The organism is Acidovorax sp. SUPP2825 (assembly GCF_030158995.1).
Lineage (GTDB): Bacteria > Pseudomonadota > Gammaproteobacteria > Burkholderiales > Burkholderiaceae_C > Paracidovorax.
The window spans coordinates 1-15,843 of the sequence record NZ_BQXK01000002.1; the positions used below are offsets into that span (position 1 = coordinate 1).

The window sequence follows — 15,843 nt, forward strand, 5'->3', positions numbered from 1 at the left end:
GGGTCAGGTAAGGCGCAGCGAAGCTCCATTCTTCATCGCTGACGTCTGTTGGGTAGGGCTTGCGGGGCATCTGCAAACTCTACCCTTGGCTTCGCTCTCACGGAGCAAAGTTCATAACACGCTCTAGACAAGCACGGCAAGCAATTTGTGGTTCCAGTACAAGCCAAAGGCGGGTCTGACAAGCATGGCGTAGTGCAGACTCAGCAAGACATTGCGCTATGTGCCCAAGCTTTTCCTGGTTTGATTTGCAGGCCAGTGTCCGCACAGTTCATGACCGACGAACGAATTGCCATGTTTGAACTGACGGTGATGGATGGAAGTGTGAAAGTCATGGAAGAACGGCACTACCAATTGGTCAACGCGCACGCCATAACTTCATCCGATCTTGAGCAATATTCTCGAGCGTAAATTTGGTGTGGCGGCCCGCATCCCGCCCATCCAGTGCCTGCTGACCTTCGAGGCCCTGGCCCGCCTGCGCAGCGTGACGCAGTCCGCCGACGAGCTGTGCGTGACGCCCAGCGCCGTCAGCCACCGCGTGCGCCAGCTCGAGCAGATCCTGGGCGTGCGGCTGTTCGGCCGCGCCGATTTCTCGCTCACCACCGAAGGCAGCGCCTACCTGGCCCATGTGCGCGAAGGCCTGGGCGCGCTGCAGCGCTTTCCGGGCGCGGCCACGGCGCCGGGCAAGCGGCGGCTCAAGCTGGCGGTGACGCCGACCTTCGCCCGCGCCATCCTGATCCCGCGCCTGCGCCAGTTCACCGAGGCCTATCCCGAGATCGACCTGGCGCTGCAGGTTTCCATCCCGCTGCTGGACGTGGTGGCAGAGGATGCCGACCTGATCGTGCGCTTTGGCCCGGGGCACTACGCCGACCTGGAGCACGTGGAGCTGGCGCGCGACCGGGTCACGCCGCTCGCCTCGCCCGCCTTCGTGCGCGAGCACGGCCCCTTCGAGCGCCCCGAGGACCTGGAGGGCGTGGCTCTGCTGCGCAGCCCGCTGGAGCCCTGGCGCACCTGGTTCGGCGCCAGCGGCCTGGACTGGGCCGAGCCCAGCGAGGGCTCGCAGTTCAACGACATCGGCCTGATGTGCGACGCCGCCGCGGCCGGCATGGGCGTGGCGCTGGTGCGGCTCAAGCTGGGCGCGCCCTGGCTGGAAAACGGCACCCTGGTGCGGCTCTTTCCCGGCGAGGCGCCCAGTCCGCACGCCCACTACCTGTGCTGGCGCACCGGCACCATGGACCGCTGGGAATGCGCGGCCTTCACCGACTGGCTGCGCCGCACCATGGCCTGACAAGGGGTGAAAGCCGCCCCGCGCCCCGGCGCCGGGCGGCGATGGCGGGCAAAAAACCCCCCGGTTTCGGCCCCCGCAGGCTTGCGCGACGCCCGCGGGGCCGTCAAGATTCCCAAAGGCCCCGCGTCGGCGCGGGTCTATTGCGACGTCGGCGGCGGGAGCGGCTTCAAACCATCACATTACGCCTCGCCGGTTTTCCAGCGGGCCCGGCATTCAAGCCTGGGGCTGCAGTGGCCGATAACCCCTTGATGCCGCCCACCAGGACTTTGCGACCATGAACGCCTTCACAGACCCCCTTGCCGCGTCCGAGCTGGAACGCGCACGCACCACGGGCCTGCTGGCCGCGCTGGAACGGGTGCAATGCACCATCGAATTCGACCTGGCCGGCAAGGTCCAGCACGCCAACCCCCTGTTCCTGGCCCGCATGGGCTATGCCCTCGAGGACATCGTCGGGCAGCACCACCGCATCTTCTGCCCGCCCGAGGTGGCGGCCAGCGCGGCCTACGGTGCCATGTGGGAGCGTCTGGCCGCCGGCGAGATCGTCGAAGGCGTGTTCCAGCGCCTGACCAGGAACGCCGAGCCGGTGTGGCTGCAAGCCTCCTACAACCCCATCTTCGACAGCGCCGGGCGACCCGTGGGGGTGGTCAAGCTGGCCACCGACGTGACCCAGGCGCGCCAGGCCCAGGCCGACTTCGAGGGCAAGATCGCCGCGATGAACCGGGTGCAGGCCATGATCGAGTTCGACCTGACCGGCAAGGTGCTGCACGCCAATCCCAATTTCCTGAAGGTGTTCGGCTACACCGAGGACGAGGTGATCGGCCAGCACCACCGGATGTTCTGCACGCCCGAGGTGGTGCGCTCGGCGGACTACGCGCGGCTGTGGGAGCGGCTGGCCCGCGGCGAATTCGATGCCGGACGCTACCGCCGCGTGGCCAAGGACGGCTCGGACGTGTGGATCCAGGCGTCGTACAACCCCATCCTCGACTCCTCCGGCAAGCCCTACAAAGTGGTGAAGTTCGCCACCGACATCTCCGAGGAAACGCGCCAGGCCGCGGAGACCAAGGGCAAGCTCGATGCCATCGGCCTGTCGCAGGCGGTGATCGAGTTCGGCGTGGATGGCCGCATCCTCACCGCCAACCCGAACTTCCTGCGCACCATGGGCTACACGCTCGAGGAGATCCGCGGCAAGCACCACAGCATGTTCTGCGACCCCGATTTCGTGAAGACGCAGACCTACCGCGACTTCTGGGCGGACCTGGGGGAAGGCAAGTTCCAGAGCGCGCGCTACCGGCGCATCGGCAAGCACGACGCCGGCATCTGGATCCAGGCGACCTACAACCCCATCTTCGACGTGGAAGGCCGCGTGTACAAGGTGGTGAAGTTCGCGGTCAACGTGACCGAGCAGGTCGAACGCGAGACCGCCGTGTCGCAGAAGGTGCGGGACATCGGCGCCGTGCTGCACACCATCTCGGACTCGATCCAGCAGGTGGCGCGCAACTCCGAGCGCTCGGCCGACCTGGCCACCCAGACCCAGCACGAGGCCGGCCAGGGCCACCAGGTGCTGGCGCGCTCGCGCGAGGCCATCGCCGCCATCGAGCAGTCGTCCGCCGACATCCGCGACATCGTGGCCACCATTGGCGAGATCTCCAGCCAGACGCATCTGCTGGCCTTCAATGCCGCCATCGAGGCCGCGCGCGCCGGGCCGCACGGCATCGGATTTTCCGTGGTGGCCGATGAGGTGCGCAAGCTGGCGGAAAAGTCGGCGCTCGCCGCGCAGGAAATCTCCAAGCTCGTGGGCAGCAGCGTGGCCCGCGTGGCCGAAGGCGGGCGCCTGTCCGAAGAGGTGGGCGCGGCCTTCAGCCGCATCCTGGCTGCGGTGGACAGCACCAGCCAGTCCATCGGTGAGATCCGCAACGCCATGCTGGCGCAGGAAACGTCCACCCAGGACGTCGTCGTGCTGCTGGACAAGCTGCAAGGCGCCAGCTCCGGGCGCACGGGCACATGACCCCACCGGGCAGCCCCTCCACGCCTGCGGCGGCCGAGGCCGGAGCCGACGCCCAGGCGCATGTGCGGGTGCGCGTGGGCGATTGCCACATCGCCATCGCGGCGGTGCATGTGGAGCGCGCGATCGCCATCCCGCCGCAGGGCCTGGCGGCCCTGCCCCGCCGCCAGGGCGCCCTGGCCAGCATGATCGACCTGCAGGGCCGGCCGGTGCCGGTGGTGTCGCTGGAGCGCTGGCTGCCCATCGCCGCCTCGCCCGCCAGCGGCGCGCCACAACGGGTGCTGGTGCTGCACGCGGGGCCGGCGCGGATCGGGGTGCGGGTGGACGAGGTCCTGGGCGTGAAGCCCGTCGATCCGCAGGCCATCGTGCGCGTGCACCACGACGGCGGCCAGGAGGAATTGTTCCAGTCGGTCGTGCCCGCCTCGGCCGGCGCGCCGATCCTGTCGGTGCTGGAGGTCGAACGCCTCATGGCCCTGTGCCAGGTGTGGTGCGAGGACCCTGCGCTGGCCACGGACCCGGCCCCTGCGACCGCCGCTACGCCGTCGGCGGCCCGCCCCCCGGACCAGCAGGCGCTGGCCGGGCGGCATGCGGTCTTCGCCGTGGGCGACGACCTGTGGGCCGTGCCGGCGCGCGCCATCCACACGGTGGTGCCAGTGCCGCGCATCGAACTGAACGTCCCCCCCGGCCACTTCACGGTGGCCATCAGCACGCTGCGCGGCCGCAAGCTGCCGCTGGTGGACGTGGCCGCCGGCCCCGCCCGCGCCGGTGCCGCGCTGCGCCCCTGGGTGGCCGTGCTGGAAAGCCAGGGGCAGTGGATCGGCCTCACGGCGGACACCTGCCGGCAACTGGCCGACCTGGCCGAGGCCGACCTGGCGCCCACCCCCGGCGATCCGCTGCTCAAGGGCCTGGCACTGGTGGCCGGCCTGGGCACGCTGCGGGTGCTGGACATCGGCAAGCTGTTCGAAGCCGTGCCTGAGGCGGCCGTGAGCGAAGTGGCGCCCGCGGCTGCGCCGGTGGATGGGGCCGAGGGTGCCGGCGGTGCGCCGACGGATGCGCAGGCCGACGCGGACCAAGCCGGCGGCCACTTTCTGGTGTTCGAGGCCGACGCGCTCTATGCCTCGCCGGTGGACCAGGTGGTCGGCGTCGTCGACCTGCCGCAGCCGGTCATCGACGAACTGGTCCGGGGCCGGACCGCCGTGATGGACTGGCGCGGCACGACGCTGAAAGTGGCGTGCATGCCTTCTCTCAACGGCCGGCCCGGCGCCGAGCCGCCGCGCATGGCCATCCTGCTGCAACCCGACCCGGCGGATCACGCGACCGTGGGCATCGCGATTGCCAAGCTGTGCGACTGGCTGCCGGCCCACCGCGCCGACGTGCGCGCGATGCGCCTCGGCTCGGTGGGCGAGTTCCGCATGGTCACGCACCAGCGCGGCGGCGCCAGCGCCAGCATGGTCGTGGTCGATCTGGGCCAGATGGCCTACCTGCTCGGCTGACGCACCCCACCCCTCTCCCAAGGACCCACCCCCCATGACCCCAGCCAGGACCCCCGAGAACGAAGCGCAGCGCCTGCGCGCGCTGCAGGAACTGATGCTGCTCGACACGCCCCCGGAGGAGCGCTTCGACCGGTTCGTGCGGTTCGCCGCCGAACAGCTGGACGCCCCGATCGCCCTCATGAGCCTCATCGACGACCAGCGGCAATGGTTCAAGTCGCGCGTCGGACTCGCCGTGCCCGAAACCAGCCGCGATGTGTCTTTTTGTGCCCACGCCATCCTGCAGCCGGACCTGTTCGTGGTGGAAGATGCGAACCTCGACGCGCGTTTTGCCGACAATCCCCTGGTGACCCAGGCCCCGCACATCCGCTTCTACGCCGGCGCCCCGCTGTGCGCGCCGACCGGCGAGCGCCTGGGCACGCTCTGCATCATCGACACCAAACCCCGCAGCCTCACCGTGACCGAGCGGGCCGTGCTGCGGGCGCTGGGCACCCTGGCCAACGAAACCATTGCCGGCAAAGACAAAGACGCATGACCCGTCCACCCTCCCTGCCCATCCTTTTGCTGGTGGAGCCGCAATTCGTGCTGCGCCGCACGATCGTCTCGGTCGCGCGCGACCTCGGCCTGGTGGACTTCCAGGAAGCCACCAGCGTGGCGCGGGCCCTGCCCGTGCTGGCAGCCCAGCCCTTTTTCGGCCTGGTGCTCGATTGCGACGATGCCGCCGCCTCCACCGACCTGCTGGCGCGCCTGCGCAGCGGGGCGTTCGCCTGCCCGGCCGACATGCCCGTGCTGGCCATGTCCTCGCTGCCCGACCCGGAGCGCGATGCCTGGCGCGAAGCCATCGGCGTCACGGGCACGCTGCGCAAGCCCTTCAAGATCGGGGCCCTGCTCGAATCGGTGCAGGCCATGGCAGGGCGCCGGCCATGAGCGCGCGGCCCGCTCGCCTGGCGGTGTGCGGCCCCCTGGCAGGCGCGGGCGACGCGCCCCCGTTCATCACGCCGTTGGGAGACCGCCGCCCGTGCCACCGCTGAGTTCGATCCCCCGCCCCGAAGACACGGACCCGGCGCTCGAACAGGAGCACCAGCGCATCTGCGCCCTGCGGGCCACCGGCCTGCTGGAGACGCCGGACAGCGACGGCTTCGACCGCATCACGCGGCTGGCGAGCGCCCTGTTCGACGCCCCCATCGCGCTGGTGACGCTGGTGGACGGCGAACGCCAATGGCACAAGTCGCGCGTGGGCCTGTCCGCGCGCGAGCTGCCGCGCTCGGTGGCCTTTTGCCACCACACCATCCAGTCCGCCGACGTGATGGTGGTCGAGGACACCCTGCTGGACGAACGCTTCGCCAACAACCCGCTGGTGACCGGAGAACTGGGCGTTCGCTTCTACGCAGGCGCCCCGCTGGTGCTGCCCGGCGGCCAGGCGCTGGGCGCCCTCTGCATCCTGGACCAGCACCCGCGCACCTTCGATGCCGCGCAGTGCCAGCAGCTGCAGGACCTGGCCGCGCTCGTGCTGAATGAAATCGCGCTTCAGCGCACGGCCGGGCGCATCAACGAGATCACCAGCCTGTACAACCGGGCCCAGCTCGTACAGGACCTGACGAGCCTGTGCAACCAGACGCCGGGCGAAATGCGCACGCTCGTGCTGCTGGACGTGATCCGCGACCGCGACCTGCAGCAGGCCGTCCGCGCCATCGGCATCGCACCGCTGGAGGCCGGCCTGCGCGACGTGGTGGCGCACCTGATGCAGGCCCTGGGCCCGCAGGTGCAGCTGTACCACGCGTCCGAAACCCGGTTTGCCTACCTGCTGCCCGAAGGCAGCGCGCAGGTGCAGGAGCAGGCCGTGCTGCGCGTGCAGCGCCACCTGCAGGAGGCGTTCCGAATGAGCCGGGTGGTGCTGGATCTGTACCTGGTGGCGGGCCTGACGCGCTTCAGGCTGGATGCCGAATCCGCGGGCGACGTGCTGCGCCGCGCGACGTCGGCCCTGCACCAGGCGGACGAACTGAACCGTGCCTTCGTCTGGTACACCCCCGAGTCCGACACCGCCCACCGCCGCGCCTTCGCGCTGCTGCGCGGCCTGACGCAGGGCCTGGCGGAGGACGAATTCCGCCTGGTGTACCAGCCCCAGTTCGAGGTGCGCCACCAGCGCTTTTCCGGCGTGGAGGCACTCATCCGGTGGCGCCACCCGCGCCACGGCAACGTCTCGCCTGCCGAGTTCATCGCGCAGGTGGAGCAGACGGCCCTGATCCACCTGCTCACCGAATGGGTGCTGCACACGGCCCTGGCCCAGCTGGCGGAATGGAACCGCCAGGGCCTTCAGCTGACCATGGCGATCAACGTGTCCGCCCGCAACCTGGAGCACCCGGATTTCGCCACCGTGCTGCGCAACGCCATCGCGCTGCACGGCGTGGCGGCGCAGCAGCTGCACATCGAGTGCACCGAGAACGTCGCCCTGACCGGCCGCGCCACGCAGCGCGTGCTGGAGGAGATCCGCGCCATGGGCCTGAAGGTGTCGCTGGACGACTTCGGCATCGGCTACTGCAACCTGTCGTGCCTGCGCGGGCTACCGGCCGAGATGCTCAAGCTCGACCAGTCGCTCGTGATGCCCATCGCCCACGACATGCAGGCCTGGACGCTGCTGCGCACCATCATCTCGCTGGGCCAGCGCCTGGGCTACCAGCTCGTGGCCGAAGGCGTGGAAACCCAGGAGATCCTGGACATGGTCTCCGAGGCGGGCTGCGACCTGGTGCAGGGCTACTTCCTGGCCTACCCCATGGAGGCCAGCGAGGTCGCACCCTTCTTCGCCGCGCGGGCGGCGGCGGCTCCGGGAAAGCTTTTCACGGCCGGCGCGAAAGAACTTCACGCGAACTCGCCCGCGCAGCTACCCGTTTGGCGGCCGGATTGACGTAGAGTGCCCCTTCAGCGGTGCCCGCCTGGGGCCCCGCGGCACCCCATGACGACCGCCAACGCCCCTTCCGCCTCACCATCTTCCTCGCCATCGCCCGCCGCCGCCATCCGCGCGCGGCTGATCCCGGCGCTGCAGGCCGTGCTGCCCGCGCATGCGCTGCTGTGGCAGGCCGAGGACACCACGCCCTACGAATGCGACGGGCTCACCGCCTACCGCCAGCGCCCACTGGCCGTGGCCCTGCCCGAGACCGAGGACCAGGTGCAGGGCGTGCTGCGCGCCTGCCATGCGCTGTCGGTGCCCGTGGTGGCGCGCGGGGCCGGCACCGGGCTGTCGGGCGGGGCCATGCCGCACGCCCTCGGGGTGACGCTGTCGCTCGCCAAGTTCAACCGCATCCTGCGCATGGACCCGGTGTCGCGCACCGCCGTCGTGCAGTGCGGCGTGCGCAACCTGGCCATCAGCGAGGCCGCCGCGCCCCACGGGCTGTACTACGCGCCGGACCCGAGCAGCCAGATCGCCTGCACCATCGGCGGCAACATCGCCGAGAACTCCGGCGGCGTGCACTGCCTGAAATACGGCCTCACGGTGCACAACGTGCTGCGCGTGCGCGGTTTCACCATGGAGGGCGAGCCCGTCACCTTCGGCAGCGAGGCGCTGGATTCGCCCGGCTACGACCTGCTGGCCGCGGTGATCGGCAGCGAGGGCATGCTGGCCGTGGCCACCGAAGTGACCGTGCGCCTGATCCCCAAGCCGCAACTGGCGCGCTGCATCATGGCCAGCTTCGACGACGTGCGCCGGGCCGGCGATGCGGTGGCGGCCATCATCGCAGCCGGCATCATTCCGGCGGGCCTCGAAATGATGGACAAGCCCATGACCGCCGCGGTGGAGGATTTCGTCTGCGCCGGCTACGACCTCACCGCCGAGGCCATCCTGCTGTGCGAGAGCGACGGCACGCCCGAGGAGGTGCAGGAGGAGATCGGCCGCATGAGCGAGGTGCTGCGCGCGGCCGGCGCCACCGCCCTCACCGTGAGCCAGGACGAGGCCGAACGCCTGCGCTTTTGGAGCGGCCGCAAGAACGCCTTTCCGGCCAGCGGCCGCATCAGCCCCGACTACATGTGCATGGACTCGACCATCCCGCGCAAGCGGCTGGCCGACATCCTGCTGGCCATCGCCGCGATGGAAAAGAAATACGGGCTGCGCTGCGCCAACGTGTTCCACGCGGGCGACGGCAACCTGCACCCGCTGATCCTGTTCGATGCCAACGACCCCGACCAGCTGCACCGCTGCGAGCTGTTCGGCGCCGACATACTGGAGACCAGCGTGGCCATGGGCGGCACGGTGACCGGCGAGCACGGCGTGGGGGTGGAAAAGCTCAACTCCATGTGCACCCAGTTCACCACCGAGGAGAACGCGCAGATGTTCGCGCTCAAGGCCGCCTTCGACCCGGCGGGCCTGCTCAATCCGGGCAAGGTGATCCCCACGCTCAACCGCTGCGCGGAGTACGGAAAGATGCTGGTGCGCGGCGGCCGGATCGCCCACCCGGACCTGCCGCGGTTCTGAACGGCGCGCGGCCGGCCGCTGCCCACTCCCGAGCTCAGAGCATCAGCACCACGAGCAGGCACACCACCCAGGCCGCCAGGGGCGCGAGGCCCTGCCCCAGCCGCCGCGCGCGCCGGTAGAGATAGGCGGGCGCCAGCCACACCCAGCCGCGAAAGCCCGCGGTGTCGTGCCCGGCGCGCCACAGCCAGCGCTCGTCCACGAAGGCCAGCAGCACGTTGAACGCCACCGTCAGGAAGAAGAACGCCCCCGACTGCACGGCGCGTTGCGACACGTATGGATCGCGGTACACGAGGTAGGCCACGAAACCCTCCAGCGACACACCCATCACCGGCGCGCAGGCCAGCAGCCAGGCCAGCGTGTTGTTCACGCTGCCGGCCCAGGGATCGGCGGGCGCGGGCAAGCCCAGGTGAGGGCCCAGGTGCGGCCGGAACTCCGAATGCTCCACCGGCACCCAGCACGGCAGGCCCGGACGCCAGATGCGCTGGCCCGGGGGCAGGCGCCGGGCATCGATCAGGCGCACGATCTCGTCGTCGGGCACCGGGCCGCGGCACTCGCCCTGCGCCTCGTAGAACCAGCGGGCGTCCTCGCCCAGGTGGATGTCGACTTCCATGGTGTTCATCGCAACCACTCCCCTTTGCGCAAGGTGGCGGAGGCCCGCTCGGACGGATGGAGGACGGTGGGATCGGCCGGCGGCACCCGCGTGACGGGCCGCGCCGCCGCGAGCCGGTGGTGCACGGCCCCGGCGGCGGGCAGTGGGCGGTAGCCGCGCCATGCCCGTTCCAGCAGGTGCCGGTAGCCCGGCGACAGGTCCGGGCCGTCGTGCGCGGCCTCGGCGAACACGAAGTCGGCCGACACCGGCTCACGCGCGGTGTGGCTGGCGTATTCGGTGTCCACGCGCGAGCCGATCCAGACCGGCGCGGGCGCGTCCATGCGCCATTCGGTGATCTCGCGCACCCGCCGGAAATCGACCGACCGCTGGCGCAGCAGGTACAGCGCCTCGGCCCCGCCCGGCTCGCGCGCCGGCTCGGGCGGCAGGGCCGCGAGCGCCTCGCGCGTCAGCCGCGCATAGTGCGCCGTGGCCGGCCGGTGCTCGCAGGCATACTCGACGATGCGGCGCCCGCGCGCATCCTGGAACGAGCGCCACTGCACGGCCGCGCAGGCCCCGCGGCCATCGAGCGCCGCGCCCACCACCCGGCCCGGCACGTCGCCGCGCTCCAGCCCCTTCACCTGCCGCACCGCGCCGTCGCCGCAGCCGGCGAGCGCCATCCCGGCGCAGACCAGCGCCACCCATCCCTTGTGCATCGTTCTGGCTCCCCTGCCGAGACCCTCGGCCAAGCCCTGAAAGGCCCGCCGGAATTCGGAAAGTTGACTTTTAATCAATTGTTTGTCGTGACTTTATCCGAAAATCAATCTTCCGTCACGGGGTCTGCCTAGCGTGCCGCCATGCACGATCCCAAGCAGCGGTTTGCCGAGAAATTACGAGAAGCCATGACAGCCGCCGGCTATGAGCCCAAGCCCTCCGTGCTGGAGCGGGAGTTCAACACCCGGCACTGGGGCAAACCCATGACCCTGCACGGCGTGCGCCGCTGGCTGCTGGGCGAGACCATGCCCGATGCCCGCAAGCTCATCACCCTGGCCGAGTGGCTGGGCATGCCGGTGCAGGAGCTGGCCTTCGGCGTTGCCGACGGCAACGCGGTGCGCGAGGAAGCTGCCCAATGGCACGTCGGCGTGGGCTACGAGGACCGCGAACTGTTCGACACCTACCTCAAGCTGCCGGTGCCCAAGCGCCGCCTGGCGCGCGAGGTGATCCTGGCCATCGCCAAGGCCCACGCGGCCGATCAGCCCAAGCCGGCCGGCAAAACCCATTGACGCGGTCGCCGACCGTCACCCCGAATCACGATGGCCGCGTAACTCTAAGACGGAGTCAATCCACGGCCGACGGGCGTGCCTAGCGTGCCGCCCATGCAAGATCCCAAGCAACTGTTTGCCGAGAAATTACGCCAAGCCATGGTGGCTGCCGGCTACGAACCCAAGCCCTCCGTCCTCGAGCGGGAGTTCAACACCCGCCACTGGGGCAAGCCCATGACCCTGCACGGCGTGCGCCGCTGGCTGCTGGGCGAAACCATGCCCGATGCCCGCAAGCTCATCACCCTGGCCGAGTGGCTGCGCATGCCGGTGCAGGAACTGGCCTTCGGCACGCCCACGCCGCAGGCGCGCGAAGAAGCCGCCCGCTGGCACGTGAACCTGGGGTACGAGGACCGCGAACTGTTCGAGACCTACCTGAAGCTGCCCGTGCCCAAGCGCCGCCTGGCGCGCGAGGTGATCCTGGCGATCGCCAAGGCCCAGGCCGCCGAACAGACCCCGCGCGGCGGCAACCGCTGACAGGCCCGCCGGCCACCGGCTGGCAGCCACCGCAGGGCGCCGGCCCGTCAGCCGGCGAACAGGGCGCCCACGCCCTGCGCCAGGTCGTCCGCATGCGACAGCACGAACAGCAGCAGGCCGATGAAGCCCCCCACCACCGTGCCGTTGATGCGGATGTACTGCAGGTCGCTGCCGATGTGCAGTTCCACCAGGCGCGCCAGCTCCTTGGCGTCCCAGCGGTCCACGGTGTTGCGGATGTGCTCAGCCACGAACTGCGACAGCTCGGGCGCCCACTGCGCCGCCCACAGCTCCAGCCGCACGTTCAGCCGCACCCGCAGCGCCGGATCGCCCGCGAGCGACAGGCCCAGCCACTGGCCCATGGCCGCCACCTTGCGCGAGACCGCCGAGTCCTCGTCGGCCAGGTCGCGCTGCAGGCGCTCGCGCAGGCTGGTCCACAGCGTCTGCACGTAGCGCCCCAGGGTGGCGTCGTTTTGCAGGTAGTGGCGGATCGCCATGCCGCGCTCGGCCCATTCCGGGTCGGACTGCAGGCGCTCCACCAGCCGCTGCACCGCCCCATCCAGCGTGCCGCGCAGCTGGTGGGCCGGGTTGCCGGCCACCTCGGCCAGCAGGTTCTCGATGGCCTGGGCGATGGCGCCCGCGCCCTTCTCGCTCAGCCAGTCGGTGGGCAGCACCTTTTCCTTCAGAGGGTGCTCGCGCTTGATCCACTGCACGATGGTCTCGGCGATGAAGGTGCGGGTCTGCGGGTCGCGCACCAGGGTGGACAGGCGCGCCAGCAGGTCATCGAGCAGCGCTTGGTGGCGGCCGTTGTGGGTGAGCGCCTCCAGCGCCATGGCCATGGTGCGCGACAGGTCGATCTGCCCGATCAGCGTGCGCGCGGCATCGTTCATGAAGCGCTGGATGCGCTCGTCCTCCACCGTCTCCAGCGCCGACAGCGCCAGGCGCGACATCTGCCGCGCCAGCAGCTGGGCGTTGCCTGGCGAGGTGAGCCACTGGCCCAGCATGTGGGCCGGGTCGTGGCGGCGGATCATGGTGACCAGCGAAGGCGCATCGAGGAACTCGTCGCGCACGAACGACGCCAGGTTGCCGCCGATGCGCACCTTGTTGCGCGCGATGATGTCCGTGTGCCGCTGCACGAAGGGCAGCGGAATGCGCCGGAACAGCGCCGACACGGCGAACCAGTCGGCCAGGGCGCCCACCATGGCCGCCTCGGCCACGGCGCGCACGCATTCCACCGCCAGGCTGCGGGGGAGCGCATAGGTCAGCGCGAACACGGCGGCCACCGCCAGCAACAGGCCGGTGGCCAGCCACTTGGCCCGGGTCAGTGCGCGGGCCTGGTCTTCGTGGGTGCTCTGCATCGCCCAAGGATAGCCCGAGACCCCTGTGGGACAGGGCCGCTTCAGTGCGCTGGCGGGGCGGCGATCCGGTCCAGCGCCGCGGCCAGGTGGCCCACGGTGCGGTCCACGTGGTGCCACTTCTCCAGCCCGAACAGGCCGATGCGGAAGGTCTGGAAGTCCGGGCCCTCACCGCACTGCAGCGGCACGCCGGCGGCGGTCTGCAGGCCGGCCTCCATGAACTTCCTGCCGCTCTGGATGCCGGGGTCGGTGGTGTAGCTCACGACCACGCCCGGTGCCTCGTAGCCCTCGGCGGCCACGCTCGGAAAGCCCCGCTCGCGCAGCAGCGCGCGCACCCGGGCGCCCAGTTCGATCTGTTCGGCACGCACCTTGTCGAAGCCGTAGTCGCGCGTCTCCACCATCACGTCGCGCAGCTGCACCAGCGCGTCGGTGGGCAGGGTGGTGTGGTAGGCGTGCTGGCCCTTTTCGTAGCCCTCGGCGATCTGCATCCACTTTTTGAGGTCGCAGGCGAAGCTGCTGCTCGTGGTGCCGTCGATGGCCTGGCGGGCGCGCTCGCTGAGCATGACCATGGCGCAGCAGGGCGAGCCGCTCCAGCCTTTTTGCGGGGCCGAGATGAGCACGTCCACGCCGGTGGCCTGCATGTCCACCCACACGGCGCCGGAGGCCACGCAGTCCAGCACGAAGAGCGCGCCCACGTTGTGCGCGGCCTCGCTCACGGTGCGCAGGTAGTCGTCGGGCAGCAGGATGCCGCTGGCGGTCTCGACGTGGGGCGCGAACACCACCTTGGGCGATTCGGCACGGATGGCGGCGGCCACCTCGTCGGCCGGGCACGGCGCCCACGGGGCCTGCGGGCCCTCGCCCTGGCGGCGGGCCTGGCACACCACTGCGCCGCCGCCCAGAGCGCCCGCGTCGAAGATCTGGCTCCAGCGGTAGCTGAACCAGCCGTTGCGCACGATGAGCACCTTCTCGCGGTTGGCGAACTGGCGCGCCACCGCCTCCATGCCGAAGGTGCCGCTGCCGGGCACCAGCACCGCCGTGTGGGCGTGGTAGACGCCCTTGAGCGTGGCCAGTATGTCCTGCATCACGCCGGTGAAGCGCCGGGACATGTGGTTGAGCGCCCGGTCGGTGTACACCACCGAGAATTCGAGCAGACCGTCGGGATCGATATCGGGCAGAAGGCCGGGCATGGTTGTCTCCGTGAGGGCTGGGCCATCGCGCCGCACACGCCGCACAGGCCGCGCTGGCCGGCAGGCGGGGCGAACAAGGCCGGAAAAATTGAGCGGGCCAGCTTAGCACGCGCACTTTCCGCAGGCTGCCCGCCCGCATCGCCGCCGCGATGGACGCAGTGCGCCCAACGCCGCTAGGATGCCGGACCGACCCTTTTCGACCCCAAGCCCCCACCAGGAGCCCCTCCCGATGCCCGACTTTCGCAGCGACACTGTCACCCAACCCACGCCGGCCATGCGCGACGCCATGTTCCAGGCCCCCCTTGGCGACGACGTGTTCGGCGACGACCCCACCGTGAACGCCCTGCAGGACCATGCGGCGCAACTGCTCGGCTTCGAGGCCGCGCTGTTCGCCTGCTCCGGCACCCAGACCAATCTGATCGCGCTCATGGGCCACTGCCAGCGCGGCGACGAAGCCATCGTGGGCCAGAGCTGGCACACCTACCGCTGGGAGGCCGGCGGCATGGCGGTGCTGGGCTCCATCCAGCCGCAGCCGGTGGAGACCCAGCCCGACGGCACGCTGCGCGTGGCCGACATCGCCACCGCCATCAAGCCCGACGACCCGCACTTCGCCCGCACCCGCCTCGTGGTGCTGGAAAACACCACCGGCGGCCAGCCGCTGCCCACCGGCTACATCGCCGAGGTGGCCGCCCTCGCCCGCTCGCGCGGCCTGACCATGCACCTGGACGGCGCGCGCATGTTCAACGCGGCCACGGCCAACGCCGAGAAGAACGGCACCGACGTGTACGACGAGGCGCGCGCGATCTGCTCGCACTTCGACTCGGCCTCGGTGTGCCTGAGCAAGGGCCTGGGCGCCCCCGTGGGCTCGCTGCTGCTGGGCTCGCACGACTTCATCCGCCAGGCGCGGCGCACGCGCAAGATCCTGGGCGGCGGCATGCGCCAGGCCGGCTTTCTGGCCGCCGCGGGGCTGCACGCGCTGCAGCACCACGTGCGCCGCCTGGCCGACGACCATGCCCTGGCGCGCCGGCTGGCCGAGGGCCTGGCTGAAGCCGGCCGCAGCCACCCCGTGCTGCAGGGGCGCCTGACCGTGGCCTCGGCCCACACCAACATCCTGTTCACCGACGTGGAGGCCGACGTGGCCCCGGCCTTCACCGCGTGGCTGGCCCAACACGGCGTGCGGGTGACCAGCGGCCTCTACGGCCGGGGCGCGCGCCTGCGCTGGGTGGCGCACCTGAACGTGGGTCCCGAAGACGTGGCGCAGACGCTGGAGTGCGTGCGCCGGTTCGACGGGCGCGGGCAATGATCCGGCGGGGGTTTGGCAGGGGTGCCAACCCCTGTGTCGCACCGGAGAAGTGCGTGGTTTGAAACTAAGCTTTGAACGGGGGCTCGATGCCTGCCAGACGTCGCGCCTCTCGCAGGCGCGTGGGATTGAAACAACGGCGATATTTCGGACTGGGATGTGTCCAGCGTGTCACGCCCCGAGCTGGGCGTGTGGGTTGAAACCGTGTCGGGCACCTGGAAGGCCAGCCGGCCTGCCAGGTGCACCGTGCGGACGGGTGGATGCCGGCGCGCTGGATCGGCCCGCGCCCTCGCACAGGGTGGCGCTTGAGCGGACACCCGCCTGCAAGCAAGCAAGCAAGCAAGCAAGCTTAATGCTATATTTTTTATAGCAACACAGGCAAT

At 70.4% G+C, this 15,843-nt stretch carries 15 protein-coding genes; 11 read left to right on the top strand and 4 right to left on the bottom strand.

Going from position 1 to position 15,843, the window contains the following annotated elements:
• Positions 1–270 precede the first annotated feature (270 nt).
• The 8 genes from AVAK2825_RS02430 (at position 271) to AVAK2825_RS02465 (ending at position 9,239) form a co-directional block, all read left to right on the top strand.
• Positions 271–408 (top strand): hypothetical protein, encoded by a 138-nt coding sequence (locus AVAK2825_RS02430; RefSeq protein WP_284393942.1) that lies wholly within the window; start codon positions 271–273, stop codon positions 406–408.
• The gene (locus AVAK2825_RS02435; RefSeq protein WP_284393944.1) at positions 386–1,285 is read left to right on the top strand and encodes a LysR substrate-binding domain-containing protein; all 900 of its coding nucleotides are present in this window, start codon (positions 386–388) and stop codon (positions 1,283–1,285) included. Before AVAK2825_RS02430 ends, AVAK2825_RS02435 begins: the two co-directional genes overlap by 23 nt.
• A 274-nt stretch (positions 1,286–1,559) precedes the next feature.
• The gene (locus AVAK2825_RS02440; protein WP_284393947.1) at positions 1,560–3,290 is read left to right on the top strand and encodes a methyl-accepting chemotaxis protein; all 1,731 of its coding nucleotides are present in this window, start codon (positions 1,560–1,562) and stop codon (positions 3,288–3,290) included.
• Positions 3,287–4,780, top strand: a complete 1,494-nt coding sequence (locus AVAK2825_RS02445) for a chemotaxis protein CheW (protein ID WP_284393950.1) — start codon at positions 3,287–3,289, stop codon at positions 4,778–4,780. Before AVAK2825_RS02440 ends, AVAK2825_RS02445 begins: the two co-directional genes overlap by 4 nt.
• A gap of 34 nt (positions 4,781–4,814) precedes the next feature.
• On the top strand, positions 4,815–5,312 hold the full coding sequence (locus AVAK2825_RS02450) for a GAF domain-containing protein (RefSeq protein ID WP_284393954.1): 498 nt from the start codon (positions 4,815–4,817) through the stop codon (positions 5,310–5,312).
• Positions 5,309–5,704 carry a response regulator gene (locus AVAK2825_RS02455; protein WP_284393956.1) on the top strand — a complete coding sequence of 132 codons (396 nt, stop codon included), beginning with the start codon at positions 5,309–5,311 and terminating at the stop codon, positions 5,702–5,704. The genes AVAK2825_RS02450 and AVAK2825_RS02455 overlap by 4 nt, the downstream gene beginning before the upstream one ends.
• 91 nt (positions 5,705–5,795) lie before the next feature.
• A complete protein-coding gene (locus AVAK2825_RS02460) occupies positions 5,796–7,679 on the top strand; it encodes a bifunctional diguanylate cyclase/phosphodiesterase (RefSeq protein ID WP_284393958.1) in 1,884 nt (627 codons plus the stop codon).
• A 48-nt stretch (positions 7,680–7,727) separates the two neighbouring features.
• Complete coding sequence (locus AVAK2825_RS02465) at positions 7,728–9,239, top strand: FAD-linked oxidase C-terminal domain-containing protein (RefSeq protein ID WP_284393961.1); 1,512 nt, start codon at positions 7,728–7,730, stop codon at positions 9,237–9,239.
• Between the two features lie 34 nt (positions 9,240–9,273).
• On the opposite strand, the gene AVAK2825_RS02470 is transcribed toward AVAK2825_RS02465, so the two are convergent.
• Positions 9,274–9,858, bottom strand: a complete 585-nt coding sequence (locus tag AVAK2825_RS02470) for a GYF domain-containing protein (RefSeq protein ID WP_284393963.1) — start codon at positions 9,856–9,858, stop codon at positions 9,274–9,276.
• Complete coding sequence (locus tag AVAK2825_RS02475; protein WP_284393965.1) at positions 9,855–10,541, bottom strand: hypothetical protein; 687 nt, start codon at positions 10,539–10,541, stop codon at positions 9,855–9,857. The genes AVAK2825_RS02470 and AVAK2825_RS02475 overlap by 4 nt, the downstream gene beginning before the upstream one ends.
• A 141-nt stretch (positions 10,542–10,682) precedes the next feature.
• Here AVAK2825_RS02475 and AVAK2825_RS02480 point away from each other — a divergent pair, with 141 nt between their 5' ends.
• Complete coding sequence (locus tag AVAK2825_RS02480; RefSeq protein WP_284393967.1) at positions 10,683–11,108, top strand: XRE family transcriptional regulator; 426 nt, start codon at positions 10,683–10,685, stop codon at positions 11,106–11,108.
• A 93-nt stretch (positions 11,109–11,201) separates the two neighbouring features.
• Positions 11,202–11,621 carry an XRE family transcriptional regulator gene (locus AVAK2825_RS02485; RefSeq protein WP_272566942.1) on the top strand — a complete coding sequence of 140 codons (420 nt, stop codon included), beginning with the start codon at positions 11,202–11,204 and terminating at the stop codon, positions 11,619–11,621.
• Positions 11,622–11,668: 47 nt separating this feature from the next.
• Here AVAK2825_RS02485 and AVAK2825_RS02490 read toward each other — a convergent pair whose 3' ends face one another.
• Positions 11,669–12,976, bottom strand: coding sequence for a DUF445 domain-containing protein (locus tag AVAK2825_RS02490; RefSeq protein ID WP_272566941.1), 1,308 nt, complete (start codon positions 12,974–12,976; stop codon positions 11,669–11,671).
• Positions 12,977–13,017: 41 nt separating this feature from the next.
• The gene (locus tag AVAK2825_RS02495; protein WP_284393976.1) at positions 13,018–14,160 is read right to left on the bottom strand and encodes an aminotransferase class V-fold PLP-dependent enzyme; all 1,143 of its coding nucleotides are present in this window, start codon (positions 14,158–14,160) and stop codon (positions 13,018–13,020) included.
• 229 nt (positions 14,161–14,389) lie between these two features.
• Here AVAK2825_RS02495 and ltaE point away from each other — a divergent pair, with 229 nt between their 5' ends.
• Entirely contained in the window at positions 14,390–15,463 is a 1,074-nt protein-coding gene (gene ltaE, locus AVAK2825_RS02500; RefSeq protein ID WP_284393978.1) for a low-specificity L-threonine aldolase, read from the top strand.
• The last annotated feature ends 380 nt before the right edge of the window (positions 15,464–15,843 follow it).

Excerpts from the sequence above, each read along its gene's own strand:
- AVAK2825_RS02450 (WP_284393954.1), top strand. The coding sequence starts at position 4,815 with ATGACCCCAGCCAGGACCCCCGAGAACGAAGCGCAGCGCCTGCGCGCG.
- AVAK2825_RS02440 (WP_284393947.1), top strand. The coding sequence starts at position 1,560 with ATGAACGCCTTCACAGACCCCCTTGCCGCGTCCGAGCTGGAACGCGCA.
- AVAK2825_RS02470 (WP_284393963.1), bottom strand. The coding sequence starts at position 9,858 with ATGAACACCATGGAAGTCGACATCCACCTGGGCGAGGACGCCCGCTGG.
- AVAK2825_RS02430 (WP_284393942.1), top strand. The coding sequence starts at position 271 with ATGACCGACGAACGAATTGCCATGTTTGAACTGACGGTGATGGATGGA.
- AVAK2825_RS02475 (WP_284393965.1), bottom strand. The coding sequence starts at position 10,541 with ATGCACAAGGGATGGGTGGCGCTGGTCTGCGCCGGGATGGCGCTCGCC.
- AVAK2825_RS02490 (WP_272566941.1), bottom strand. The coding sequence starts at position 12,976 with ATGCAGAGCACCCACGAAGACCAGGCCCGCGCACTGACCCGGGCCAAG.
- AVAK2825_RS02485 (WP_272566942.1), top strand. The coding sequence starts at position 11,202 with ATGCAAGATCCCAAGCAACTGTTTGCCGAGAAATTACGCCAAGCCATG.
- AVAK2825_RS02465 (WP_284393961.1), top strand. The coding sequence starts at position 7,728 with ATGACGACCGCCAACGCCCCTTCCGCCTCACCATCTTCCTCGCCATCG.
- AVAK2825_RS02480 (WP_284393967.1), top strand. The coding sequence starts at position 10,683 with ATGCACGATCCCAAGCAGCGGTTTGCCGAGAAATTACGAGAAGCCATG.
- AVAK2825_RS02455 (WP_284393956.1), top strand. The coding sequence starts at position 5,309 with ATGACCCGTCCACCCTCCCTGCCCATCCTTTTGCTGGTGGAGCCGCAA.
- AVAK2825_RS02445 (WP_284393950.1), top strand. The coding sequence starts at position 3,287 with ATGACCCCACCGGGCAGCCCCTCCACGCCTGCGGCGGCCGAGGCCGGA.
- ltaE (WP_284393978.1), top strand. The coding sequence starts at position 14,390 with ATGCCCGACTTTCGCAGCGACACTGTCACCCAACCCACGCCGGCCATG.
- AVAK2825_RS02495 (WP_284393976.1), bottom strand. The coding sequence starts at position 14,160 with ATGCCCGGCCTTCTGCCCGATATCGATCCCGACGGTCTGCTCGAATTC.